The sequence below is a fragment of the Bradyrhizobium sp. I1.14.4 genome (assembly GCF_050435825.1).
Classification (GTDB): Bacteria; Pseudomonadota; Alphaproteobacteria; order Rhizobiales; family Xanthobacteraceae; genus Bradyrhizobium.
On record NZ_JBNDLA010000002.1, the window covers coordinates 189917 to 214306 of the forward strand.

At 60.4% G+C, this 24390-nt stretch carries 18 protein-coding genes and 9 pseudogenes; 14 read left to right on the forward strand and 13 right to left on the reverse strand.

What is annotated here, in order from left to right:
- Window positions 1–255 precede the first annotated feature (255 nt).
- Window positions 256–609: pseudogene (locus ABIB78_RS04600) on the forward strand (transposase); the annotation flags it as partial.
- Window positions 610–1076: 467 nt separating this feature from the next.
- Here the strand turns inward: ABIB78_RS04600 and ABIB78_RS04605 are convergent.
- Both ABIB78_RS04605 and ABIB78_RS04610 read right to left on the reverse strand, forming a co-directional pair.
- Window positions 1077–1337 (reverse strand): hypothetical protein, encoded by a 261-nt coding sequence (locus ABIB78_RS04605; protein ID WP_429021977.1) that lies wholly within the window; start codon window positions 1335–1337, stop codon window positions 1077–1079.
- 1356 nt (window positions 1338–2693) lie between these two features.
- A complete protein-coding gene (locus ABIB78_RS04610) occupies window positions 2694–2879 on the reverse strand; it encodes a hypothetical protein (RefSeq protein ID WP_429021980.1) in 186 nt (61 codons plus the stop codon).
- A gap of 116 nt (window positions 2880–2995) precedes the next feature.
- Between ABIB78_RS04610 and ABIB78_RS04615 the strand changes: the two genes are divergently transcribed.
- Complete coding sequence (locus tag ABIB78_RS04615; RefSeq protein ID WP_429021982.1) at window positions 2996–3382, forward strand: hypothetical protein; 387 nt, start codon at window positions 2996–2998, stop codon at window positions 3380–3382.
- Here the strand turns inward: ABIB78_RS04615 and ABIB78_RS04620 are convergent.
- The 4 genes and pseudogenes from ABIB78_RS04620 to ABIB78_RS04635 all read right to left on the reverse strand — a co-directional run.
- Entirely contained in the window at window positions 3372–3644 is a 273-nt protein-coding gene (locus tag ABIB78_RS04620; protein WP_429021985.1) for a hypothetical protein, read from the reverse strand. The two genes, ABIB78_RS04615 and ABIB78_RS04620, sit on opposite strands and share 11 nt — an antisense overlap.
- 1237 nt (window positions 3645–4881) lie before the next feature.
- Window positions 4882–5097 (reverse strand): hypothetical protein, encoded by a 216-nt coding sequence (locus tag ABIB78_RS04625; RefSeq protein WP_429021987.1) that lies wholly within the window; start codon window positions 5095–5097, stop codon window positions 4882–4884.
- A gap of 346 nt (window positions 5098–5443) precedes the next feature.
- Window positions 5444–5710, reverse strand: a complete 267-nt coding sequence (locus ABIB78_RS04630; RefSeq protein ID WP_429021990.1) for a hypothetical protein — start codon at window positions 5708–5710, stop codon at window positions 5444–5446.
- 138 nt (window positions 5711–5848) lie between these two features.
- Window positions 5849–6063: pseudogene (locus ABIB78_RS04635) on the reverse strand (hypothetical protein); the annotation flags it as partial.
- A 610-nt stretch (window positions 6064–6673) separates the two neighbouring features.
- Here ABIB78_RS04635 and ABIB78_RS04640 point away from each other — a divergent pair.
- From ABIB78_RS04640 to ABIB78_RS04650, 3 genes are all read left to right on the forward strand, one after another.
- On the forward strand, window positions 6674–7171 hold the full coding sequence (locus ABIB78_RS04640) for a cell envelope biogenesis protein TolA (protein ID WP_429021993.1): 498 nt from the start codon (window positions 6674–6676) through the stop codon (window positions 7169–7171).
- A gap of 322 nt (window positions 7172–7493) precedes the next feature.
- Window positions 7494–7952, forward strand: a complete 459-nt coding sequence (hspD, locus tag ABIB78_RS04645; protein ID WP_429021996.1) for a small heat shock protein HspD — start codon at window positions 7494–7496, stop codon at window positions 7950–7952.
- Between the two features lie 71 nt (window positions 7953–8023).
- Window positions 8024–8347, forward strand: a complete 324-nt coding sequence (locus ABIB78_RS04650; protein WP_429021999.1) for a hypothetical protein — start codon at window positions 8024–8026, stop codon at window positions 8345–8347.
- Between the two features lie 673 nt (window positions 8348–9020).
- Here ABIB78_RS04650 and ABIB78_RS04655 read toward each other — a convergent pair.
- On the reverse strand, window positions 9021–9377 hold the full coding sequence (locus ABIB78_RS04655; protein WP_429022002.1) for a response regulator: 357 nt from the start codon (window positions 9375–9377) through the stop codon (window positions 9021–9023).
- A gap of 169 nt (window positions 9378–9546) precedes the next feature.
- Here ABIB78_RS04655 and ABIB78_RS04660 point away from each other — a divergent pair, with 169 nt between their 5' ends.
- On the forward strand, window positions 9547–10755 hold the full coding sequence (locus ABIB78_RS04660; RefSeq protein ID WP_429022005.1) for a sensor histidine kinase: 1209 nt from the start codon (window positions 9547–9549) through the stop codon (window positions 10753–10755).
- A 174-nt stretch (window positions 10756–10929) separates the two neighbouring features.
- Here ABIB78_RS04660 and ABIB78_RS04665 read toward each other — a convergent pair.
- Window positions 10930–11595, reverse strand: a pseudogene (locus tag ABIB78_RS04665) (DNA ligase); the annotation flags it as partial.
- A gap of 5 nt (window positions 11596–11600) precedes the next feature.
- Here ABIB78_RS04665 and ABIB78_RS04670 point away from each other — a divergent pair.
- The 3 genes and pseudogenes from ABIB78_RS04670 to ABIB78_RS04680 all read left to right on the forward strand — a co-directional run bounded on the left by ABIB78_RS04670 (window position 11601) and on the right by ABIB78_RS04680 (window position 13566).
- A pseudogene (locus tag ABIB78_RS04670) lies at window positions 11601–12657 on the forward strand (glycosyltransferase family 4 protein).
- Window positions 12658–12706: 49 nt separating this feature from the next.
- A pseudogene (locus tag ABIB78_RS04675) lies at window positions 12707–13147 on the forward strand (low affinity iron permease family protein).
- A 122-nt stretch (window positions 13148–13269) separates the two neighbouring features.
- Window positions 13270–13566, forward strand: a complete 297-nt coding sequence (locus ABIB78_RS04680; protein WP_429022008.1) for a hypothetical protein — start codon at window positions 13270–13272, stop codon at window positions 13564–13566.
- Between the two features lie 213 nt (window positions 13567–13779).
- Here the strand turns inward: ABIB78_RS04680 and ABIB78_RS04685 are convergent.
- Together ABIB78_RS04685 and ABIB78_RS04690 are read right to left on the reverse strand one after the other, a co-directional pair.
- A pseudogene (locus ABIB78_RS04685) lies at window positions 13780–13977 on the reverse strand (DUF3606 domain-containing protein); the annotation flags it as partial.
- Window positions 13978–14311: 334 nt separating this feature from the next.
- A complete protein-coding gene (locus tag ABIB78_RS04690; protein WP_148753408.1) occupies window positions 14312–14512 on the reverse strand; it encodes a CsbD family protein in 201 nt (66 codons plus the stop codon).
- Window positions 14513–14693: 181 nt separating this feature from the next.
- On the opposite strand from ABIB78_RS04690, the pseudogene ABIB78_RS04695 reads away from it, so the two are divergent.
- The 3 genes and pseudogenes from ABIB78_RS04695 to ABIB78_RS04705 all read left to right on the forward strand — a co-directional run bounded on the left by ABIB78_RS04695 (window position 14694) and on the right by ABIB78_RS04705 (window position 17645).
- Window positions 14694–16394 (forward strand): annotated as a pseudogene (locus tag ABIB78_RS04695) (alpha-amylase family protein).
- Window positions 16395–16483: 89 nt separating this feature from the next.
- Window positions 16484–17105, forward strand: a pseudogene (locus ABIB78_RS04700) (IS5/IS1182 family transposase); the annotation flags it as partial.
- Between the two features lie 276 nt (window positions 17106–17381).
- Window positions 17382–17645 (forward strand): hypothetical protein, encoded by a 264-nt coding sequence (locus ABIB78_RS04705; protein ID WP_187435099.1) that lies wholly within the window; start codon window positions 17382–17384, stop codon window positions 17643–17645.
- 174 nt (window positions 17646–17819) lie between these two features.
- Here the strand turns inward: ABIB78_RS04705 and ABIB78_RS04710 are convergent, their stop codons facing one another.
- The 3 genes from ABIB78_RS04710 to ABIB78_RS04720 form a co-directional block, all read right to left on the reverse strand.
- Window positions 17820–18035: a hypothetical protein gene (locus ABIB78_RS04710; RefSeq protein ID WP_429022013.1), complete on the reverse strand. Its 216-nt coding sequence runs from the start codon at window positions 18033–18035 to the stop codon at window positions 17820–17822.
- Window positions 18036–18145: 110 nt separating this feature from the next.
- The gene (locus ABIB78_RS04715; protein ID WP_429022016.1) at window positions 18146–18700 is read right to left on the reverse strand and encodes a DUF4142 domain-containing protein; all 555 of its coding nucleotides are present in this window, start codon (window positions 18698–18700) and stop codon (window positions 18146–18148) included.
- Window positions 18701–19112: 412 nt separating this feature from the next.
- The gene (locus ABIB78_RS04720; protein WP_429022019.1) at window positions 19113–19562 is read right to left on the reverse strand and encodes a low affinity iron permease family protein; all 450 of its coding nucleotides are present in this window, start codon (window positions 19560–19562) and stop codon (window positions 19113–19115) included.
- A 391-nt stretch (window positions 19563–19953) separates the two neighbouring features.
- Here ABIB78_RS04720 and istB point away from each other — a divergent pair.
- A pseudogene (gene istB, locus ABIB78_RS04725) lies at window positions 19954–20613 on the forward strand (IS21-like element helper ATPase IstB); the annotation flags it as partial.
- A gap of 1475 nt (window positions 20614–22088) precedes the next feature.
- On the forward strand, window positions 22089–23210 hold the full coding sequence (locus tag ABIB78_RS04730) for a calcium-binding protein (RefSeq protein ID WP_429022022.1): 1122 nt from the start codon (window positions 22089–22091) through the stop codon (window positions 23208–23210).
- Window positions 23211–24390 lie beyond the last annotated feature (1180 nt).

Here is a 24390-nt window from a genome sequence, read left to right on the forward strand (position 1 = left end):
TCGGATATTCGGGTCGTTACCGAAGGAAGCGACCCTTATGAGAGGAGAATCGTGGGCCTTATGCTAGCGACGCATCTGTCTTCATTCGATGACCTCAAAATTCGAGCGAGGAATCAAACCAGCAGCTGGCTTGCAAAGGCGCCACTATCAATCACCGTGCGACGGGATGCCCATTTTTAACCGGATAAGCGCTGCGGTGCGCCCGGCAAGCCATTGATTATGCTTATCCCGGAGCTGACTTATCACTATACGAACGTAGAGGACGGAAAGACACTGCGCCGCTATTGGACAAGCACCTGCAAAACCTGCGCGCTAAAAGCTCAGCGCACGACAGGCCCTGAGCGCCGCATCTCACGCTGTGAGCACGAGGCCGTTCTGGAGAAAGTTCAGGATCGGCTCGACCACAACCCCGATGCAGTCGGTGTCCGCCGTCAGACAGCGGAGCATCCGTTCGGCACGATGAAGTGTTGGATGGGAGCAACGCACTTTCTCACGAAAAGGCTGCCAAAGGTGGCCACCGAGATGGCGCTCAACGTGCTCGCCTACAACATGAAGCGCGTGATGATGATCGTGGGCGTAGGCGGATTGCTGGAGGCGATGCAGGCGTGAGGCCGGCCTCTGCGTGACCGAATCAGCGCCTACATGAAGCTCCTGGTGCCACTGAGACGACAGGAGGTCGATTCCACCGAATGAGAAGCTCGGCGGCCGCGTAATGCGCCGGTGCGCCCGAAGTTGCGCGATTTTCACACAGCCCGGACCCAGACTGGAAATCCGGCTTGTTTAGGCCGATTTGCGACTAGACCGATCTGCGCCTCGACAGGACAGAAAACGCGCGGCTAGCCACAGGCCGCAGTTCTTCCTGGGTGACGTTTCCTTTTTTGCGCTTTTCAGGAGTTTTTTAGCGACGTACTTTCGGATTTCGTGGTCGCCGCCGTGCGGCAAACGTCGGCAGGCTTCCTCAAGCACTATGTCCATGTTCGCGGTTGTCCGTTCACCGATTTTGGTCATTTGACACCTCAATTATTGATGCCAGTCAATCGGCTCAATCTCAAGTCTTCAAGGCAACACCTCGCGCTCTACCTTCTCATACTGCACGTCGTTCGGGCGAGATGTCGTTCGAAATAGTACGAACACTCAACCACGGCCAACAGTGCCGCAATTTTTAGCGCCGCCGGGTCTCGTTCGCCCTTGGCGGCACAAGCAAGAATCCGCGAAGCCATTTCGGCCATCATCGTCGATGTGCGCTTCGATGACGGAAGCGTCGCGGCAGCATCGCCGAGGACTGCTTTCATTAGCTTGATTAACTCCGGCTGAAAACCTGCTCCCGTTGTGCCCATCATCCGTCTCCTCACTCGACACGTTTTTTTTTGATCAGTTGTCGAAAATCTGTCTGTCGGGTACCGTACAGGGCAAGAATAAATTTGTCGCGACAGCCTTTCGCTGCAATGCTGCGGACGATCCTCGTCCGCGCCGAGGAGGTTCAGTGGACTGTGGCGGTGCGGTGCTCGTGGCTGTTCGCCGATCAGGGCCGACGAATGTCGGCTTTTCAGCCAAGCTACGATTCCAGGTGCGCCGCCGGCCGTTGCGGCTGCGCCGCCCCCTTTGACCCTCGCTGCCGGTCGCTTGGCGCCACGGGTCGGCCGCCGCGCCAGGATATCGAGCACGAACAAAGTCACCTCGACCAGCTCGGTTGGGTCATCAGGTCGATCTCGGCGTCGGCCGCGCGTTCAAGTAGGGCGGAAAACTTTGCCACTTTTTCCGGGATGCACCCGGGTAGGTAAGGAACGATTGGACGGACAGAACGTCTATTCGAAGCTTCCAGCCAGCCAAGGCTGCCCCCCGACTGCTGGAAGAAAACCCGTATCAGTTCGGGTTGGCGGCCCCCAGGTTGGGGCCGCTTCGTTGAGCACCGGAGAAAACAACGAGCCTAGCGTTCTAATTCCCCGTCGCGAGCGTCCCAAAGAAACGGCCCCAGCGAGGTGCCAGCTGGAGCCGAGTTGTACTTCGATCTTCCCAGCGCTGCAAAAACCACACGGCGCCGGACCCGCGATAACCGTAGTCGTCCCGCCCGTGTTCCAAATAGAAATGGCCCCAGCACCTCTGGGGGCCTGGGGCCGTTGCCTGATCCGCCAATTTATCCCTTGGAGGTCGGCAGCTTCGATACTGCGTCCCTCTGGCAACGGTGAGGGTTTCCGCCGAGATTGGCCGCGCTGCACCTCGCTCCCTATGCGCGCGCCAAAGTTACTTCTTTTGACGTATTAAACCTTTACGCGTTTTCGTGCATCTTATCCTCATCAGGATTTTGCACATCCTTCCTGGGGCTAGAAGCTAACGCCGCTCCGCATGTATTTTAAGAGGGCGGCGTTTGTTCGTTTGGGGGGTATCGCAAACGGCAAAGGCCCCAACGGGGGCTAGCGCGTCAGGGCCTCTGCGCTCATCGATCCGGAGCGCCATACTCAGCGCTCGTTCCGGACGGCAGCGCTATTGACTGTACTGCGAAAGCGCGACCGGGAAATGGACCCCTCCCGGGCTACCTCCATTTGACAAGTGTCCTAATTCCCCGTCGCGAGTGTCCTAATTAGGAGAGCACCGAGACAGTGAGAGCGCCTCACGGGGGTACTGGGTGGCGGCCGACGCCTGGGAGTGACCTTGCCGTTAAACCAAGCCGCTCCCCCAACGCATGCTGAACGTCATCAGCGCTGATTTTCTCCAAGCCCGATGCCCAAAAGGTGAGCCTTGGCGCGGAGCGCCGGGATGCTGCGCTTCATTTCCTTGGGGATCTTGCCTACAGGAGTTCGCGCCCGGGAGTGCGCTTTGAGCGCCTTCAAATCATCCTTCGAATAGGGGAGACGCAGGGGCTTCTTCGACTTCTTCGCCATTGAACGTCTCACTTTTGTTGTGATTGATGCCCGTCAGGACCGGGCGTGTGTATCCGTTCTTCCCCGCAAAACCATCTGTACCCAGGCAGCTTTCACATGGAATAATCCTTTTTCCTATGAAGGATATGCAGACGCGCCTGGAAAAGCTTCGGATTGAGGCTGAGGAGTGCGAGCTAATCAGCAAACTCGCAACCAACGAGATCAAGAAGGAGATGTTCGCCAAGCTGGCCGCGCACCACCGCGCGCTGGCTGAGGAGGCTGAGCAGACTATAAGAGCGTCAAAGCAGAGCACACACTCGGCATGGAACAGCCGCATCTTGGCGGCAAACTGGCGGGCGACCGCGGGTGGGATCTCGATCGGCTTTCGCATGATAGGCACTACTGGAACTAAGTATCCGAAACCGTTTTTTCGACTCCGAAAAGAAAACGGCCCCGCGGAAGGACATGCTGGGGCCGAATTTCATGCACGCCGAGCCATTTGCGACGTGTGGTTTACTTCTTGATGTGGTCCTTGGACGTCGTGCCGTCCTTTGGCATCGTGCCGCCTTTGGACATCGTGCCACTCTTGCCCGTCGTGCCTTCCCTCATCTTCGGGTCATTCTGCGTCGCGCCCGGATTTGCCGCACTCGGGCTGCTGGACGCGCCCTGACCGGTCGTCGCGGACGGTGAGTCTCCGCCTCCGCCACCACCGGCGCCCTGTGCAGTTGCTGCAGCAATTGAGCCGAGCATGAATGCGGTAGCCAAGGCGATTTTTGCAATTTTCATTTGGTCGTTTCCTTCCCGCTTTAATAGATCAGACTGGAAAACAGCGGGTGTTTGAGATCGTTCCTAAAGCGATCTCGGTGTGAATCGGCCTCGATCCAATCGCCTGTCTTCGGGATGCTTGTCGATGGTCTTCTTGGCTGCAGCGATCGCTTCCCGCGTACTTTGATAGGTCATCGTTCTGATGGTTTGACGGTCTGAAGGGGTGACAATCTCGACCAGATATCCACCGCCGGGTTGCTCAACTACGACAAGTCGATGACCGCAATATTGAAGCTCGTCCTGCATAGCCGACACCGCTCATCGGAGACCAGCCTCAGCGAGAGGCGCGCGCTAAGGCCAGCTTCCACAACCTGTGCTGTTGCCAAGCAACGCGGCCGGACCAATAACGGAGGCTCCCGGTGCCTGGTTCCTAACCGGCGGCGATTGGCTGAAATAGGCCACTCGCCATTTCAAAACAGACTACTGCTCGTTAACGGATCGCGCGTCCACAAGGTGTGCAATTATCCAAGCCTTGTCCGCCACACCCAGCACCCAGCGCGTTCGCCCGGTAGTTCACCAAGCATCGGAGTTCGATACATTGGTAATGGATAAGGACTACTGCTTGATCATTCTGGACCGCGGAGGCCAGGAGACGTTAGCCACTCGGTCAAATGAGCCGCAGTTTCATCTTGTCGAGCTCTCCTCAGCAATACCTCTCGCTCACGACTTGGGGGAAGTTGCCTAGCTTGTTGTCGTAGCGCTTTGGCTTCTATGGCAAGACGTTCTTCAAGCGGGAAAATTTGCTTAATCCGGCGCCGTCGCTTCATGGCTCCTCTCTCCAAAGCTGGTGGTTATCCAAAAACGGAATTAGAAGGCGCAACGAAACCAAAAGTTCCATCGAAGAGGGGTTGGGTTTGAGGCACTTTGTGGGCGCAGCTAGGACACTCCGTATCGGGACCAAGACGATTCACATAGGTTAGATCGCTGACGTGAGCATGCTTGGCCACGCCTGTCTCGAACTCCTCGGCTCGGAAGTCAGGCAACGGACTTAGCACCGGCCCACACGGTCCCAAAGGTGCTCGGGCCGTTTCCTTTGCCGACGCGCCCTGCAGACGTCAGGACCTTTGCGGAGCGATCAATTTGAGAGCAGGAACGAAGCGCGTTCGATGACGGTTGTCATGCGCCCAGCGTTCTGGACGAATGGGAAGCGCGGCCTCAGCTGATCTCCGCTAGCTGGGGGCCGTTTCTTTTCGAACCGCTAGGGATGCAGAAGCGAAAGTAGGCGTTGACGGCTCTGCTCCCGGTCGAGCTGATTCTTGCGCAATATTTCAAGCTCGGCCTGAAGTTTAGTCGTGTCTTCATTCAGCCGCTTCACTTCGATGAGCCGCGCCTCATAGTCCGCGAGCCGCCTTTCGCCTTCGACCACATCGAGCTCAATCTGCCTTAGCTCGTCCATGATCGCGTCTTTGTACATCGTTCGTCGTATTTTAGCTTGCGTGCTAACCTACAAAAATAAACGCTGCAAATCCGGTTCGTTCCTAGCAACAGCTTATGCGGACAGGTCTTTGCCTGCCTGAGTCATCCGCGTGAAGGTGCCGCTCTCATGCAAGGGCTCCAGCCAACCATGCGCGATCGCCAGTTTGAGCCCGGCGACGTACTCAGCCGGCGGGGCCCCTGTCGTCACGTAAGAACGGGTCGTTCAGCTTCTCGATGTAGACCCGGCCATCCTGGATCGGTTCGAATGCCGGGCATGCTCCTGATCCTGCGCGAGGCTTTTGCTGGGTCGGAGTAGGGGCGGTCACCGACGTATTTCACAATGGTCATTCTTGAGTGAGATGCAGCTTGAGAGCGTCGAGACTGACTGTTGTGATGGCCTCGTCCAGGAGATCGAGGCGAGTTTTGAAGATCGACATTAGGTCCAGGTTGTCTTGCCGATTGGAGACCAGTGGCCTGCGCGTGGCCGCGGTGTAGATAGACCGAAGGCTCTGAAGCGCGGTTAAATTGCCTTGGGTGATATAGCCATCCACCAAAATGACGAAGGCGGGGCTGTACTCGGTCGCCAGCTTCCCGCGTCTTTTGTCGGTCATTTTTCGAAGTCCCGCCTCGGCGCGCCCCCGGCCAGCAGGATTGCATTCTTTCGATGTGCTGCTCCTAGATCAAGCATCTTAGCTGTTTCATCATGGTGCAGGCTGTGCGGTCGGACGCGCGACCTACCGCTCCCCAAGTCACCATGTAGACGGCGGGTTCATTGCCGAGATCTTGTCGGTCCGGAGCACCACAAGGCTCCGCTTGAATGGATGGCCCTGCTGGCGTGAACAGTCCTTGCACCTCATGTGGCGCTCAAGCTCGTGGACAGGCGTCCACTTCGGTCGCCACACGATATCGAGCTCGACCGTCTGACGGTCTCGCAGCCGAGACACTTCACTTCGAGATAGCGATATAGCGCTAAGCCATCAGCGCACAAGTAGTAGCGCGCTGCGGCAATTGCGATCAATGTAGTTGAAATTCGGAAAAGTCGTAACATCGTGGCGGAGGTTGGCCGCTCAGCCTCCTATGCCCGCTTTAGCTCCAGCTCAACCCCGAGCTGGGATCGCGGCCCTGTCTCCCACTTTTCCGGTCAGTGAAACAGCAAGATTCCGGTCCAGTGACGGACGCGACCCCGCTAAACCCAGCAGCACTCGGGGATTAGGACAACCGCACTGACATGCATGCTTTAATGCGGGCCACTGGTACAAAGGCGTAATCCTCGCAAATGTTTAAGCATCGCATTGACGGCCTAGACCTCTGCTTTCTTTCCCTCGCGGGAATGTCTTTCGTCGCCCTCGTTGTCGGCGTGGGCATGCTTCTTATCGAGTGACGGGCGCCTCTCATGGGTAGACGTCCTTCAAGGATTAGGGAACGCTACGAGGCCTCGACATGTTCCGCAGGCGCCGTGGCGTGCGCGACGTTGACGATCGATCGGGGAGGGCGGATCAGTCGGATGGCCAGAAAACTGAAAACCTATCAGACTTCGCTGGGCTTCTTTGATCTGGCGATGGCCGCTCCCCCCAATGAAGGCGGCGCTGCAGGCGTGGGGCGCTCACAGCAACCTCTTCCATCAGGGCGCGGCCAGGGAAAGCTACGATCCGGATGTCGTCGCCGCCACCATGGCGAAGCCGGGCGTCGTTCTCAAGCGCCCCGTCGGATCCGACGGCCCCTTCGGAGAGCATGCCGAACGACCAACCGATCTGGACGACACCGACAAACCGGCCAAAGTCACCCGCAAGTCGAAAGCCCGCAGACCGAAGAAGAGTTCATCGCGGCCCGCCGACAAAGCGGCGGAGCGAAAGGCGGCACTCGCGTACAAACGCGAGCAGGAGCGCCGCGATCGCGAACGGGAAAAGGAAGAGGCCGCCAGGGAAAAAGAGCGTGAACGACGGCGGGCGTCCGTCGACAAGGCACAGGCGGCGTTGGACGAAGCCGCGCGGGAGCACGCCGAGCAGGCGGAGAGCATCCGAGCCCAGATGGAGGCTCTCGAAAGAAGATCGCAGGCCGAGGACGCCCGCTAGGAGAAGGAGAGACGTCAACTCGAAAAAGTTCTCCGGCGAGCCCGAGACTGATGGGGGCGGGCAACGGTTGGTGGGCAAGCTTCGTGATCGTCTGCGTCCCACGTCGAAGCCGCTGGAGGAGACGATAACCACCCCGGCGCCGGCCCGACCCGCATCTTCGAAATTTTTTCGTTCCTGCACTTGAAACAAAAAACGGTTTTGCTAATTCATTTGGCGCCACCTTGGAAGTGGCTCCCGCGGTGCCTTCTGGGCCTCGGGATCGAGACGGGCACCGGTCGTGTCCGGTGCCTCATATCCATCTTGCTCTTTGGAGGATTTGGCTATGCGCACTTACGACTTCTCTCCCCTGTTCCGATCGACCATCGGTTTCGATCGCCTGTTCGACCTCGCCGAGACGGCGCAGCGGGCCACGGAAGAAGGTTACCCGCCCTACAACATCGAACGCCTGGCCGAAGACCGCTACCAGATCACGCTGGCGGTTGCGGGTTTCTCGCCCGACGAGGTTTCGATCACGGCCGAGCAGAACGTGGTGACGATCGAAGGCGGCAAAAGCGAAAAAGCCGAGCGTGAGTTCCTCTACCGGGGAATCTCGACCCGGCACTTCAAGCGGCAGTTCAACCTGGCGGACTATGTCCAGGTGAAGGGCGCGAGCTTCGACAACGGCTTGCTCAAGATCGAACTGGTCCGGGAAATCCCCGAGGCCATGAAGCCGCGGCGGATCCCCATCAACGGCGCATCGACTGCCGACAGCGTCCATCAGATAGAGGCCAAGGCGGCCTGATCCATCCACTGCAGGATTGCCGCGCGTCGCCCGACGCGCGGCACCGGACATCGTTAGGAATGGAGGAGAACATGCGGCCGACGACCGCTTTCCACGACAACGTCTTCGACATCAACGCGCTGCTGCATTCCGGCACGGTCTTCGATCATCCGAAGGACGTCCTCGCGGATCCTTCCCTGTCGGTTTCGGAGAAGCGCGCTATTCTGGCATCCTGGGCATCGGGCGTATCGGCGATCGCTTCGTGCCCCGCCTTGCGGGCACCAGCCGGCCTCAAGGCGCCCGTCTCCATCGACGAGATTCTTGAGGCCTTGTGCGAACTGGATGGCGGTCCCCGCAATCCGCCGGGCGGCAAGCCAAATCGTCTGCGTTCGACGTCCAGGGCCCTGGCCGCGTAGTGAGGGAGGGACGCGATGGACGAAATCATAGTGCCGCATCACGTCGTGAACCGGTTCGAGCGCCGATGGACGGCCATGTTCGCGCAGATGCTGGACGGCCGGCCACAGCCGGTTGCACGGTACTGCCGCGGAAACGAAGATCCCATCCGATCACCGCAGGTCCGGCGGCTGTTGGAGGGATCCCTGCGGCCGCCGAAGGCGGATAGAACACTCGAGTTTGACCGGGGCCTGACTTGGCCGGCGGCCTGAGATTACCGAGCCGATCGAGGAGAGTCGCCAGTGGGCGAATTCGCGGCGCGTTGCGGCGGCGCGGTCAATTTGAGTCGGCGCAACGAATGTTGGGCCGCCTGTTCCGCAGCAAACGGTGGAATCGTTCCATCTCTTAGACGACGGTCCGGCTCTCGGATCCCCAGCAGAACGGGCTCGCCGGAATAGACATAGCGATATTTGGTGAGCGAGGGGCCCTATTTGGTCGGCACCGCTTCGAGCTCGACGTGACGTCAAAGGCGAGTCGACGACGATCTTCTCCCGGCTCTCGGCCGGACGGATCTTGTGCTCGGTGACGTAGGTCCGGATCTTCGTGCGATACTCCGCTCGCTCAGCACGCGACGTCGAACTGCGGACGTGAAGGCTCCGTGAACCGTCAGGATTGACGGTCGTCAAGGTGGGGTGGTCAGGCTCCCGAGGACCTCGGCGATCGTTGCGGCGGTGTAGGGATGAACACCCCGCCTTCCGGAAGATCGCCATCGCTGATGGTCACGCGTCCCGATGTGGCGACAAGCTTGATCGGGGGCCATCTGTCGCGCACGAACCGCGCAAGCCTGAGGCCGTCCATCGATCCAGGCATCTGGATGTCAGTGAAGACGATATGGATATCGGCTCGGGCTTCGAGGATGGCGATCGCCTCGTCGGCGTTGCCAGCCTCGACCACCTCGTAGCCCGCGTCAGCGACCATCTCCGCCCCGCTGGTCCGGAGCAGCGACTCGTCTTCCACAACGAGAACGACCGGCCGCCCGACTGCTGACGCCATCCACAGCACCTTCCTTTGCCGAGCTTAAGTGCGCCGGGGGTGCATCGTTCCACGGGCCGGGGAAGGCCGCGCAGGACCGGTCCAGAACCCGAAATCCCTGCCGTCGCATCGGCATCGTGCTAGGTTTCGGAACGCCGAGAGCTCGACCTCGATTGCCTGAAGGATTTTCATGCCAGCTCCATCTGGGAAAGAGTCGATGTCGGCCCCTGCCAAAGCGACCGACGCGACCAGGCAGGAACTTCCATATCGCCTGCGACAGCAGTCCCTGTTGGGAGCGTTCGGCCGTTCCGCGTTGCAGACCCGCGACATCGAGCAAATCCTGCAGCGCGCAACCGAGCTCTGCGCCCAAGGCCTCGAAACCCCGTTCGCCAAGGTCCTGGAGTATATGCCCGACGACGAACGGCTGCTGCTGCGTGCCGGCGTCGGCTGGGAATCGGAGGTGATTGGCCAGGTGTCACTTGGCGTCGATCTGGATTCCCCCGCCGGCTACGCGTTCCAAACCGGACAGATAGTGATTTCCAATCACCTCCAGGAGGAAACCCGGTTTCGGACGCCGAAGCTCCTATCGGATCATGGGATCCGGCGCGCCATTAATGTGCTGATCGCGCGCGGCGGCGAAGGTCGTCTGCCGTTCGGAGTCCTTGAGGTCGACAGTCCCGAACCCGGGCAATTCGACCCTGCCGATGCGGACTTCCTCGCCGGTTTCGCCGGGCTGCTCGGCATCGCCATCGAGCGCCAGCATGCCGACGCTGATCTCCGCCAGGCCCTTGACCACCAGGCCATGCTGACGCGGGAGATGAGCCACCGCGTCAAGAACAGCCTGGCGTCCGTCGTAGGGCTGCTGCGCGTACAGAGCTGCAGCGCGCAGTCGGAGGAAGTCCGGGACGCGCTCAAGGACGCGGCTTCGCGCATCACCACGATCGCGCAGGTCCACGACCACTTATGGCGCAGCGCCAGGATCGGATACGTCGATATCGCCGATTTCGCCGGCGAGCTTTGCCGGAAGCTACAGGAGACGGTTTCTCACACGGTTCGCTATACCTTCGGCCACCTGATGATTTCGGCCGACCAGGCGATCCCGCTCGGGCTTTTGATCAACGAGCTTGTGACGAATGCCGCCAAGCATGCCTACCCCTATGGCCCCGGGGAAATCGAGGTTTTGGGCGAGCGGCGCGGCACCGACCTGCACGTGGAGGTGTCGGACCGGGGAATAGGCCTTCCGAAGGATTTCGATATCGACCAGCCCCGGGCAAGCCTGGGCTTCAAGGTGATCAAGAGCCTGCTCGCTCAACTCGACGGACGCATTGATGTGGCCTCCAACACGCCAACGGGCGTGACCGTCCGGCTTGATGTACCGCTGGAGGCGAGCGCCACATGACGCGCCGAGCATTCATAATCGGCGATCGACACGCCCTGCGGCCTGGTTCACTTTTCCCCGGTCCCGCCTGTCCTCGGGCGCGAGCTCCATGACCGCCCGATGCAGGTCAGCAGGCAGCGTCATTAGACTACCCAGCGGCTTGTTCGCCCACTGCCAAGCGATCGAAGGCATCCATCACAAATCCTCGCGCACGCCTCGGAAGAATGGGTGCCGGACCTTTCCCTCGGCCGACTTCGCGCGGTATTCGATCTCGGCGAGCAACTTTGGTTCGACCCAGATGCCATTGTGTCCAATGCGCTTGGTATACGGCTGTGTCTTCCGGATCAGCGGCTTCAGTCTTTTCTGGAGGTCAGCGGCGGACGTCTTGTCGAAGCCATGATCGACCTTGCCCGCATAGATCAGATCGTCGCCCTTGAGGCGGCCGACCCAGTCGCTTGTACGGCCCTTCGGATAGGGACCGTCTCGCACCTTCGAGACGATACCTTCCAGGCCGAGTTTGCAGGCGTGCGCGAACATCTCGCGCCCCTCGATCTCGAAGCTTTCGCTGAACTGGACGTCGGTGCCGGTTAGGATCTTCTTGAGTTCGGCTTTGCGCTGAATGAGCGGCAGCTTCCGGAGATCGCGGCCGTTCAGATAGAGCAGATCGAACGCCACCAGCACGATCTTGGTCGACTTGCCCTTGAGCTCGTTCTGCAGCACCGAGAAATCGGTGCTGCCGTCGGCGGCGGGGACGACGATCTCGCCGTCGATGACGGCCGAGCTCGCCTTGATGCGCCAGGCATCGTGGGCGACCTTCTTGAAGCGGTGCGTCCAGTCGTGGCCACGCCGGGTGAGTAGCCGAAAGCGTGCCTCCGAAACTTTATGGCGGCACGGAAAGGGTCGTGGCCTGGCTGGTCGACGAGCTGGTTGAGCTCGGCCATGACGTGACCCTGTTCGCGAGCGGCGATTCCGATTCCAGGACGCGCGGAGAGCTGCATGCGGTGTGGCCGCGCGCCTTGCGCCTCGGGCGCCCGCGCGTCGACCCGAACACGGCCTGCGCGCTCCTGATCGAAGCGGTCTCGCGTCGTGCCCGCGAGTTCGACGTTGTCCATGCGCACATCGACTGGCTGCATCTGCCGGCACTCAGCCGGAGCGGGGTGCCGTTCCTCACCACCCTGCATGGGCGCCTCGACCTGCCTGGCATAGGCGAGGTGGTTCGGCAATTTCGCGAGGCGTGCTTCGTCTCGATTTCCGACAACCAGCCCGCTCCGCTCGAGGACGCGAACGGTGCGGGACAGTGCATCACGGCTTGCCGGCCGGCTTGTTTCGGCCGTCCTACGCTCCCGGGTCATACCTCGCCTTCCTTGGACGGCTCACGCCGGACAAGGGGCCCGAGGACGCCATCCGGATCGCGAGGGCGGCCGGCATGCCGTTGCGTATCGCTGCGAAGGTACCTCGCGGCCAAACCGGCTACTTCAAGAGGCAGATCCAGCCAGAGATCGACGGGACGCGGGTCGAGCTCGTCGGCGAGGTGGACGAACGCGGCAAGCAGCCGTTTCTCTCGGATGCCGCGGCCTGCTCTTTCCGATCAAGTGGCCGGAGCCGTTCGGCCTGGTGATGATCGAGGCCATGGCGTGCGGCACTCCGGTCATCGCCTACCGGGCCGGATCGGTGCCCGAGGTCGTCGATGAGGGGCTGACGGGCTTCATCCTCGAGAATGAAGCGGAAGCGGTACAGGCGGTCAAAGACTTGCCAGGTCTAGACCGACGCAAGGTCCGGGCCCGGTTCGAGGAGCGCTTCACGTCCGACCGGATGGCGCGAGCCTACGAGACCCACTATCGGCGGCTTCTCGCCGCCAGGCCAGCGCACCTCTCGGTCGTCTCCGAACACCTCGGCACGCCCGCGTCTCCGCTCGTCCCCTGAGCGGCGCTGTTCAGGGTGTGTGGTTACGGTTCGATAGAAGGAGGATTGCATGCGCCACCAGGAAAGCGAGCGGCACCCGCGGCGGTGGTTCGCGTCCATCGCAAACAAGGCCTCGCAGGCGGCCGGCCGGGCATCGGCCTTCGTCATGGCCTGCGCTGTGATCGTCATCTGGGCCGTTACGGGACCTCTGTTCCGATTCTCCGATACGTGGCAGCTCGTCATCAACACAGGCACGACCATCGTGACCTTTCTGATGGTCTTCCTGATCCAGAACTCGCAGAACCGGGACAGCGCTGCGGTCCAGGTCAAGCTGGATGAGCTCATCCGAACCGGGAGCGTCCAGAATTCCTTCGTCGGCATATAGCATCTCTCCGCCGACGAATTGGAGGAGCTGCGCGCCCGCTGCGAGGAGCGCGCCAAGGCGGTCGCGGCAGAGAGAAGAGGCTCGGGCGGGTGCCGCCCACGCAAGGACGACGCCGGTGGTGGCTGACGGCCCAGCGCAAGGAAGAACTGGCTCACGGCGAATGCCAGGAACGCGCAAGCCAGTGCGACGTTCCACTTGAAGGTAGCCGCAACCCCGCGCTTCCGAATTCCGTTCAGAGGAGGTTCACCATGAGATCCATCGCGAGCGCGCTGGTCTTTGCTCTGGCGCTTTCCGGCCCCGTCGCACTTGCCCAGACCACGAAGCCGGACGTCTCCGGCGCTCCGAGCGCGCAGAACTCGGGTGCCGGCATCGCCGGTCAGCCAGGCAACAAGAATGGTCCAGCCGCCAAGCCGGGAGAGACCGTCGGCGCCAGCTCGAGCTCGAGCCAGCAGAATCCGACGGTGCGGCAGCAGGACACTTCCAACATCAAAGGCTTGCCGGGAAACAAGAGCGGTCCGCCGGCCAAGGAGTCCGATCGCAAGTGATGCGGAAGCCCGGCGGTTGATGCCGGGGAATGCTCCTAGTTCGGCGGCATCCCCCTTTGCCCGCCGAGCTCCCTCACCATGCGGACGACCTCCGTCCGGATGGTAGGGCTTGTTGAGGGTTCGACTGCCCGGCACGGGGTGAGGTGCAGAGGGCGAGTAGCCTGTGGCGTAGATCACCGGCAGTTCCGGATCGCTTTCGCGGCAGCGCTCCGCGATCTGCCAGCCATCGATGTTTCCGGGCAGCCTGACGTCGGTGACCAGCACGTCCGCGACGTGGCGCTTGCACCAGTCCAGCGCCTCCTCCCCGATCGCCATTTGCAGTTGTGTCATCGTCCAGTGCTTGGCCTCGTAATCTTCACTCATGTTGATCTTGCTGCGGTCGGACTGTCCTTTCTTGTTAAGATTGTCCATCCTTGGCCTCCTCGATGGGGGTGCCACGTTCCGGCGGCAGACCTCGTCAATGGGCTTCGCCAAGTACGCCCAGCCGTGGCGTCAGACCGTTCTCTCGTGAAATCTATGGGAACCCTGGCGTGCTCATGCTGAAATGCGTGCGCAAATGTCCCCGACGCGTGCCTCGCGAGGAAGCCTGTCGGAAAGCTGGATGCGGGAAAACTGCACGTGCCGAATAAGCAGACATGACTTCGCTTCGAAATTTGGAGCGCGGCGGCAGACATCCCACACGATAGCTCAAGGACGCTACACCCGAACCCCGCGCGGCTCACAGATCGGGCGTTTCAGACCATCCTTACGGCAATGTCGAAATCCAAGTATCAACATCCTTGCGGGCTTGATCCTTTGCATAGCCGTACCGCTTCTGTAGGCTGCCTTCGAGTTGATCGCGCTTGCCATTGATCTCGGTCAGATCATCGTCCGTCAGCTTGGCCCATTTCTCCTTGACCTTACCTTTGACCTCTTTCCAGTTTCCTTCCACTTGGTTCCAGTCCATGTGATTTCCTCCGATTATAAGATGATAAAATGTCGAAATTGCCGCCCCAGTTCCTGTCCTATCCGGAACCTCTCGCGAGAAAGCTTGCGCGGGAGCGGGACTGGTTCGCGCGGAACCCATTGACCGGCCACTGATTGTCCCGTGGCCGCCAAGACATCCGGCTGGACCAACGAGGCAGCCTTTGATCGACGACCTCTGGTACAAGAATGGCGTTTTCTATTGCCTTTCCGTCGGCACCTATATGGATGCCAATGGCGACGGCATCGGCGATTTCAAAGGGCTGTTGCGGCGGCTGGATTATCTGCATGGGCTCGGTATCACAGCGATCTGGCTGATGCCGTTCCAGCCCTCGCCCGGCCGGGACGACGGCTACGATATCTCGGATTATTACGGCGTCGATCCGCGCTACGGTACGCTCGGTGACTTCGTCGAATTTACCCATGGCTGCCGGCAGCGCGGTATTCGCGTCATCATCGATCTCGTCGTCAATCACACGTCCGACCAGCATTCATGGTTTCGTCAGGCGCGGCGTCACAAGGATTCGCCCTATCGCGACTGGTACGTCTAGTCCGACAGGAAACCCGCGAATGCCGACAAGGGCATGGTGTTTCCCGGCGTCCAGAAATCGACGTGGACGCACGACAAGGAAGCCCGCGCTTGGTATTTTCATCGCTTCTACGACTTCCAGCCTGACCTTAACACCGCGAACCCGTATGTGCAGGCCGAGATCCTCAAGATCATGGGTTTCTGGATCCAGCTCGGCGTCTCCGGCTTTCGCATGGACGCCGTGCCGTTCGTGATCGCGACCAAAGGCGCCAAGGTACGCAAGCCCATTGAGCAATACGACATGCTGCGCGCCTTTCGTGAATTCCTACAATGGCGGCAGGGCAACGCCATCATCCTCGCCGAGGCCAACGTATTGCCGGAAACCGACATGGAATATTTCGGCCGTGACGGCGATCGGATGCACATGATGTTCAATTTTCACGTCAACCAGCATCTCTTCTATGCGCTCGCCTCCGCGGACTCCCGGCCGCTTGCGAAATCGCTGACGGCGACCAAGCCGCGGCCTGCGACCGCCCAATGGGGCCTGTTCCTGCGCAACCATGACGAACTCGATCTCGGTCGCCTGACCCAGGCGCAACGCGAGGCCGTATTCAAGGCGTTCGCTCCTGAGACGAGCATGCAGCTTTACGACCGCGGTATCCGGCGGCGGCTTGCGCCGATGCTCGGGGGCGACCGGCGGCGGCTCGAGCTCGCCTACAGCCTGCTGTGCACGCTGCCGGGAACGCCGGTCATTCGCTATGGCGACGAAATCGCGATGGGCGACAGTCTCGATCTGCCCGAGCGAGCTTGCGCGCGCACGCCGATGCAATGGTCGACCGAACCGCAGGCCGGCTTCACCGAAAGTAACCATCCATGCACGCCCGTGATCGACAATGGGACCTACGGATACAAACACGTCAATGCGGCCAAGCAACGGCGCGATCCCAACTCGATGCTAAATTGGACCGAGCGCATTATCCGCATGCGCAAGGAGGTCCCGGAAGTTGGCTGGGGCAACTTCAAGATAATCGCGACGCGTGACCCGGCCGTGCTGGCGATCCGCTACGACTGGCGCAACAACTCGGTACTATTCGTGCACAATCTCGACGAGGCGCCGCGCGAGGTCTCCTTCGCCGTAGGTCTTCCCGGCAAGGCTGGTAATCTTTTGGTCAATTTATTGACGGAAGACCACAGCCGCGCCACTGAACACGGCCGGCATACGCTGCTGCTCGAAGCTTATGGTTATCGCTGGTATCGTGTCGGCGGCCTCGACTACCTGCTCAAGCGGAGCGATATCGATGCAGATGCCGCGGGCGAAATCGGTCATGCTGCGTAGCTAGTCGTGCGTGAACAAGCCTCTAAGCGATTGAGGGGGAATCTGATCCACCGGCCTAAGCCCCCAACTAACCCCGACCGAGAGTAGATGGCCGCTTCCGCGATTGCGATCTGCTACGAAAGCTGTTCGCGACCGTGGTCCCGGCCCTGCATGGCAGAAGGGGTGGGGGGCCGCTTTTGCGGTCGATGCCAGCCTGATTGCCGCCGATCCCAATAAAGAGCGTTCTGCTGCTGGGTCAGACGATGTTGACTGGGAGGCAATCGCCAGGACGCGCCGATCCGTCCGCGAATGTCTCGACATCCTAGATGAGGCTGTGTGGGGCGCGGCGAGCGAGGTGAACTTTATCTCCAAGTCGGATCCAGTCGCACAATGGACCGGCGGTTGCAAAGGGCATGCCTTACTTTGCCTACGCCGACAACTACCTGATCGACCCGAAGGCCGCGATCATCATCGATGTCGAGGCGGCGCGAGCTATCAGCAGGCCGAGGTCGGTGCGGCGCGCCCAATGATTGAACGCACCGACAGGCGCCTCGGCTCGCCTAGCCGCCGACAGTGCTTACGGTTCGGCCGAGATGCTGGGGCGGCTCGTTAACGAGCTTGCGATCAAGCCGCATATTCTAGTGTTCGATAAATCGGCCCCGCGAGGATGGGACGTTCTCCCGCGAAGACTTCGCCTACGATCAGCAACGCGATCTCTACGTCTGTCCGGCAAGGTGACCTCCGCGCCGCCCAATCGCGCTCTTGTCGCCACGCCGCCTCGCAGCGCTTGGACACGAAGGCGGTCCATTTTAGATCGTCGCACCAACCTCTCAGCAGAGTTGGTGCTGGCCTGCATGCACCGGAAATCGGGGAACTCTGAACTCTCGGACGCGTTACAGAACCGCCGAAAGGATTGAAGGATGAGCGGTCGTGAGCCGCAGTGGCACGCGGCATCTCTCGTGATCCCGCACGTCCTCTGTTCGGTAGTACTTAAATGGAGAGACGACCATGAAAGCACCACTTCTGCTCGCTGGCGCATTAATCATCGGATGCGCCGCCCCAGCACTAGCCGATGAGTACTACGTCGTACAAGGTCCGAGCCATCAATGCACGATTACCACCACACGCCCGGCGGACAAGGAAGTCGTGACGCAGATCGGTCCGATGGCCTTCAAGAGCCGCGTGGAAGCTGAAGACCGCATCAAGCAGACCAAGGTCTGCGAGGAAGGCACGGTTGGTAGCAGCAGCACGACCGTTATCAAAGAGAAGTAATCGACGGCTCATTCCTAATCGAATTTGGAAAATTCGAGAAAGGTGGGCGCGACCTATTGGTTTGCAAGACCACCTGGTTGGACAGCCGGTTCTCAGGCTTGAACCAGCCGCGCCAGTGCGGCGATGAGAGTTGCGAATGGTGGTGACAGGCTGCCGGTCCGTGCGCGGCGCGCATCAGCGCCAACCGAATGCATCGAGCTTGGCCCCGGCGCGATCGGTCGCGCCGGGGATGGGAAGCACGTGCAGTGCGACCTGGCTGATGCTGGCTCCGTGCGCAACGGCAATCTCGGCGAGACATGTCATCGTGTCAATGCTGTCCGACGGCTGCGGGAGAGTGGCCCCGGTCGCGCCAATCATCGTCCGCCGCGAGAATGGTTGCCTGGTCTTCATGAGGGATCTCTGTACGCGTCACGCCGTCGATGTGGGCGGAGTTGCGCGGGTGCTACCGGCAGAAAGATGCCGGCAGATCGCCGGCACCAAGTTGTCGTCCCGATAGACTATTACTTGCTGGACTGGCCGACGCTCGGGGCCTTGCCGAGCTCCTGGGCCATCTCGAGATGGTGCCTGAGGGCGGGAAGCGTCTTGCCGGCCCAGTCCTTGAGATCGGCATTATCGCCGCCCTTGGCATAGCGTTCAAACAACGATACCGCGTCCTTGTGGGCGCTGACCTGATAGGAGTCGAAGTCGGAGCTGAAATCCTTGCCCGAAGCGCCCCTGAGCTTGTCGAGCTTGCTCTGGTGGGAGCTGTCGATCACGGTCGGCAGCTCGGCCTTGACCCTGCCGCTCGTCACGAGTCCCTTCAGATCGTTGCTGGTCTTGGTGTGATCGGTCACCATCTGCTGCGCGAATGTTTTCTCCTGCGCATTGCCCTTCTGCTCGGCCAGCTTGTTGGACTCGATCTCGAACATGTCGCTGATCGCGACCTCCTTGACGAAATCGGCCGTTGTCGGTGCGACCCCGAGCACGGAGTTCACGCCGGTCTTTTCGCCGACCGACTGAGCGAGCGCCGGGCCTGCCAGCAGAATGCAGCCCAGGACGATCATGGTGCGTTTCATGCGTCACATCCTCTTAAGCCATGCCGCGCGTGCGCGCGGCCCGTTGGATTGTGCCGACCAACCGTAGCTGGAGGCGTTTGTTCCAAAGGGGCGGGCACCGTCGTCTCGCCTACGTCTGTTCGGGCAGGATGGACTCGAGCATCTGGCGGGCGGCTAATCTACCAAGTCTGGATCGGCGGTCTTAATCCCGACGATGAGAGCTCTCTGCTTCTTGACCTCACACGTCTTTCCGCGTGAAAGCAGTCGCATGCGTGAATTCGGGCGGCCGCTTGCTCAACGGTATTTTCGGCTTGCGCCGTCGCATAACCTAGTCTTCCTACGCCCGAACAAGGTTTAAAAACACGCCGAGCAAGTGGCGCGCGAAGTCCAAGGAACACCCGCTCCACAAGCCGACGACGAGGCGAACAGCACACTAATCCGTCGCGCCACGGTGCGCCTTGCGTGCTCTCTCGGTTCTCCGCTCGACCTGTCTGTTCGCGGCGACAGCCTTCGCGCGTTCCTCGCAACGCTTGCGCAGATCCTCGAGTTCGTCCGCGGTTAAATGCTCGATTCCGACGAATGAATTCTGGACGGCGCCTGTTCGGATAAGTTCATCTAGCTTCACCTGGATGGCTGCGCTGTCCCGGTTCTGTGAGTTCTGGATCAGGAAGACCATCAGAAACGTCACGATGGTCGTTCCGGTATTGATGACCAGCTGCCAAGTGTCGGAGAATCGAAACAGAGGCCCTGTAACAGCCCAGATGACAATCACCGTGCAGGCCAGAATAAAGGCCGATGCACGGCCGGCCGCTTGCGATGCCCTGTTCGCAATCGACGCGAAAAGTCGGCGTGGTCGCTCGCTTTCTCGATGGCGCTGCCGCATTCAGTCCTCATATATCTGGAACGACTGGCCGTAAGCATCGCTGGAGCGATGAGCGTTCCGCGGCGCCCCCTAAGGTTGGTCAAGGCCTCCCTTAGCGCTGTCCTGCCCCCAGCGTCTGAGCCGACGTTCGACCTTCTTACGGTTGCTCCCGACCCTCTTTGACCGGCTGCTTTCATCGGCCGGTCTTCACCGCTTCGAAGCGAACTTCGTGCGCTTCTTCTTTTCTCCCTGTCATTCGGCCTGCAATATTGACCCCCTAAGCCGGGGGATCGGCGTCCAAAATTGACCCCCTACAGATTGGTCTGTTGCGCTGCCTGCTTTGGAACGAAGCAGGTGGTGGGGGATGCTGATCGTGGAGACGATTGCCCGGATCCGGCGCGAGCACTTCATCAAGGACATCGCCGACTTCCAGTTCGACGGCACGCCGATCAATCAGACTCTCGTCAATGATCTCGCTGGCGGCGGCTTCATCGCCCAACAACGCAACGTCGTGCTGGTTGGCGGCACCGGCACAGGCAAAACCCATCTGGCCATTGCCATCGCCAGAAGCTGCATCCGATCCGGTGCCCGCGGCCGCTTCTTCAACGTAGTCGACCTCGTCAATCGCCTCGAGACCGAGACTCGCAATGGACGGCAAGGTCGGCTCGCCGAGCATCTGACCCGGATGGACTTCATCGTGCTGGATGAACTCGGCTATTTGCCCTTCGCCCAGTCCGGTGGCCAGCTTCTCTTCCACCTCGTCAGCCGGCTCTATGAGCGCGCCTCCGTCATCGTGACCACCAATCTCGCATTCGGCGAATGGCCGACCGTGTTCGGCGACGCCAAGATGACCACCGCGCTGCTCGACCGGTTGACCCATCACTGCGACATCGTCGAGACCGGCAACGATAGCTGGCGGTTCAAAAGCCGAGACGACGATCACGCCACCCGCGCTCGTCTCGCCTCCGCTATCCCGGCCAGCTCCGACGAGACGAGCGCTACCAGCAAACCCCGCCGCGCAAAGGGGTCAAAATTGGACGCCGATGAGGGGCCAAATTTGCAAGCCGATTGACAAACTGCCTTTCCGGGTTGAGGAGCGCCAAATCGGCGGCGAAACCAAAGAAGGGTGCCGGATCTACGATTTTGCCGCGAGGCAGTGGCGTGACGCCTCAGCTGATGAAATCCAAAAGGTTGCCGCGTAATGGGCTGGCTGCAGGATCTATTCGGCCAAGGGCCGCGCTACGTTACGATTGCAACGACGGGTGTTGTTTGCTCCGCCGACAGACGCGACTGGCAGCGCAAAGTGGGAAAGGGGAAATGCCACGCGCTTACGCCAGCGCCGCCGGATAGTTGTTTGCCTAAGATTTTTCGGCGGGAGTCGATCGGGACTTTCCAATCACCTAAGGTGATACTTCCTGGTTCGCTGATGAGCGCGAAATATCGCCCTTTTTGACGGCAGGCGACGAGGGAAGGCAAGCTTAATTCAACGTCCAATGAACGCGCGTAGCCGTAGCTAGTTCCGCCCATCCATCCGGACTACCTCTTCAGACGATTAAACCTTTGTGCGTCCTGCGCGACCTATCCTCGTCAGGATTTTGCACATCCATCCTGGGGCTAGAGCTAACGCCGCTCGCATGTATTTTAAGCGGGCGGCGTTTGTGCGTTTGGCGGCCCAGCAAAACGAAAAAGCCCCGACGGGGCTAGCGCGCCAGAGCCTCTTCGCGATCACCGATCCGGAACGCCATACTAGGCGTTGCTCCAGACGAGATCGCTGGTCACCGTACAGGGAAAGCACGAACGGTAGACGGCCCCTCTCGAGTTACCTACATTTGACAAGTGTCTAAGTTCCCCTGCGAAAGCGACCGAATTGGACTGCACGTCTCGGTGTCATGGTCCTACCTGGACAGCACCTGCAATCCTGGGCGCTTCAGTCCCGGACCTCGTAGCGGAACGCGACGCCTTCGGGATCGTGCTCCGCGAGCCACCGGTTCGCCGCTTTCCTCGCTGGCGAAGATGTTGAAGCCGGCGTTTCGGTCGACGGGGCCGGACCAATATCTGAGGAAACAAGCGGGCTTCGTGCGCCAGGGCATGCGCCCATGATCGCGCCGATCGCGTACGAAGCAAGCCCGCCAGGATTTGCCGGTCAAACCGGCCGTTGCGCTATTGGTTGGTCAATTGTCTGTCTGCGGCGTCCGGCAACCTCGTCGCCGAGGCTCTCCGCCACTATGGCCAGAGGTCGATTGCTGCTTTCCCAGCCGGTGCAGCATCAGGTGCACCGGCGGCGATGTTTGGCCGCCCCAGTCATTTAGGAGGCGCGACCGTCGTTTTTGTCGATCCGTCCGGCGCCGGCTGCATCCCTGGCGGGCTTTTCCACTGGGATTCGCTATTGCTGCGGGGCGCTACTACTTTTGCGCACGCGATCTGCCCCGCCTCTCTGTTGGTTAGGACTAGTTCGGAATGGCAATTGCCGCGGTCTTTTGTCGATTTACGATGTGATTATACAAAGGTCGCGTGTCCATTCGCGCGCCTAGACGGGAAGAGTATTTCATGACTGCATTTTACGGCGATAGCACCGATAACAGTGTCCTCTCATCCGCTGGTTTCGACGCGCTCTATGGCGGTCAGGGCAATGACGCGCTGGGAAGCAGCATTGCCGGCAACGACTATTGGGACGGCGGCCAGGGCGATGATTTCCTGAGTGCGGAATGGACCAGCCTGGCCTTTGGCGAAATGTATGGCGGCGCTGGCAATGACTGGATTCAGGGTGGCAATTCGGTCAACACGTCATACGAGTATGGCGGCAACGGCGACGACTATATTCAGGATGGCGGCACGCTGACAACGCAGTCCCACTACATCGACGGCGGTCTCGGGCGCGACGCACTGTATGGCTCGGCCGGCAATGATACGATTTATGGCGGCGATGGCAACGACAGCGGGGCCAACATCACGGTCGCGCTCGGCATCAGCATTGCGCCGGGCCTGTACGGCGGCGGCGGCAACGATGTCCTGGCAGGTGGCGGCGGCGATGACCTCCTGTTCGGCGGCGACGGCAGTGATCTAATGTATGGCGGCACCGGCAACGATACGTTGTATGGTGGCAACGGCAACGATACGCTCTCCGGAGATGACGGCGTCGATCTGCTCGAAGGCGACGCTGGCGACGACTGGATCTACATGAGCGTCCGCGACGGCAGCACGGCCTACGGCGGAGCAGGCAACGACGTCATCGTCGCCAATGGTCGGGCGATCATGATCGGCGACGACGGCAACGACGTCATGTACGGCCAGTTCGGCAACGACTACCTCTACGGCGGCAATGGCGACGACACCATGTATGGCGGTGACGGCGTCGACGTTCTGATCGGCGGTGCTGGCAATGATTACTTCGATGGCGGCAGCGGCGTGAACTACTATTTCGGTGGCGGCGGCAGCAATACATTCGTCTCCCAAAGAGTGCCGAGTGTCCAAGTCGTTCAAGACTGGAACTCAGCCACGGACGTCGTGCAGTTCACCGGCAGCGGCTTCAGTTCATTCTCCGATCTGCTGTCACACTCCTACCAGAACGGCGCCTATTTCGTCATCCAAGTTGACGGCGCCACGGCGGTCTGGCTGAACGGAGCGACCGCTGGCTCGGTCACAGCGGCGAATTTCAGCCTTCTGTCGTAGTTGCCTTTCGGGTGTCACGCCCCGATTTTCATTGATGCATAGGAAAACTTGGCCCCAGTGCTCCAACGCCCTGAGGCTCTTTCTATCGCACTGGCGGCGCGAACTAGGACACCTTCCGGAGTAGCCCGCTAGCGCAGTACCGATTGCCACTTTTCCCGATACTGTGAATAGCGCTTCTCCGGAAAGGGGCGCGCCACGAAGCGGCCCCGGTGCGCTCCCCAAGCCCTGCCGGGGCCGTTTCGATTCAGCGCGGGTCATGGCTAAACAACCAATACCCATCGGTGAACAAATCATCACCATCGTCTTGCTGGTGATCTTCGCGCTAGTGATTTGATACGGCGCCTTGATCTGAGACTGGGGCGCCTCGCTGGCCAGCGTCAACCTTTGCTGCCCAAAATTTTTCCACCAGTTCACATGCGGGTCTCATTACCAAAGAGCGGCCCAGTGAGGGGGAACAAGCTGAGGCCAAAGGTACAGTCATCCATGACGATGGATCGTCACCCGACCAGCCGACGCTGACGACAAGTGCGGAGGAACGACGCCGCGGCAAAGCCGAGGAAGCCGTACTCCACGTCCAGGGTGACGATCAGACACAACGCCATTTTACATTTCCGCTCGGACGTTCGCATTAAAATATGAAGGTCAGCCAGCTTGTCTTATTTAATTAAGTCGCGATAGAGGCCCTCGAGGGCCCGGCGCCTGCGGCTGATCGCAAGGCCAATTAGGCCGACCACTACCAGCACGGGTCCCGCGAGCATCGGCCAGTGCGGTAATTCCAGCCATCCCATCGCAGTCTTGATCGTATCCAATCTACTGCTTCACCTTGAGCCGTTCGCTTGATAGCCGGGCGACTAACTGAGCGCGAAAATTCGCGATATCCCGAAGTAGATCATCGCGGCCGGAGCCCTGCGGAAGCTTGCGAGCGCCGGCTTCTAGCTTCACAGCCATTTCTTCGAGCTCCCGAAGGTTCGGTCATCGTCATTTCTTTGCCCTTAGCCCGATCTCGACCAGCCGGCGGATGGCTTCCGGCTCAGAGGGGATTGGCCGCTGTTGTGCCCGCCATGTTTCGATCTGAGCTGATAAATCCGGCCGAATGCGCACGCCGACTGTCCGGCCAGTACCGGTGGCCGGTCGTCCGCGCTTTTTTGCTATCTTTTTATCTTGCTGCATTCTGATTATA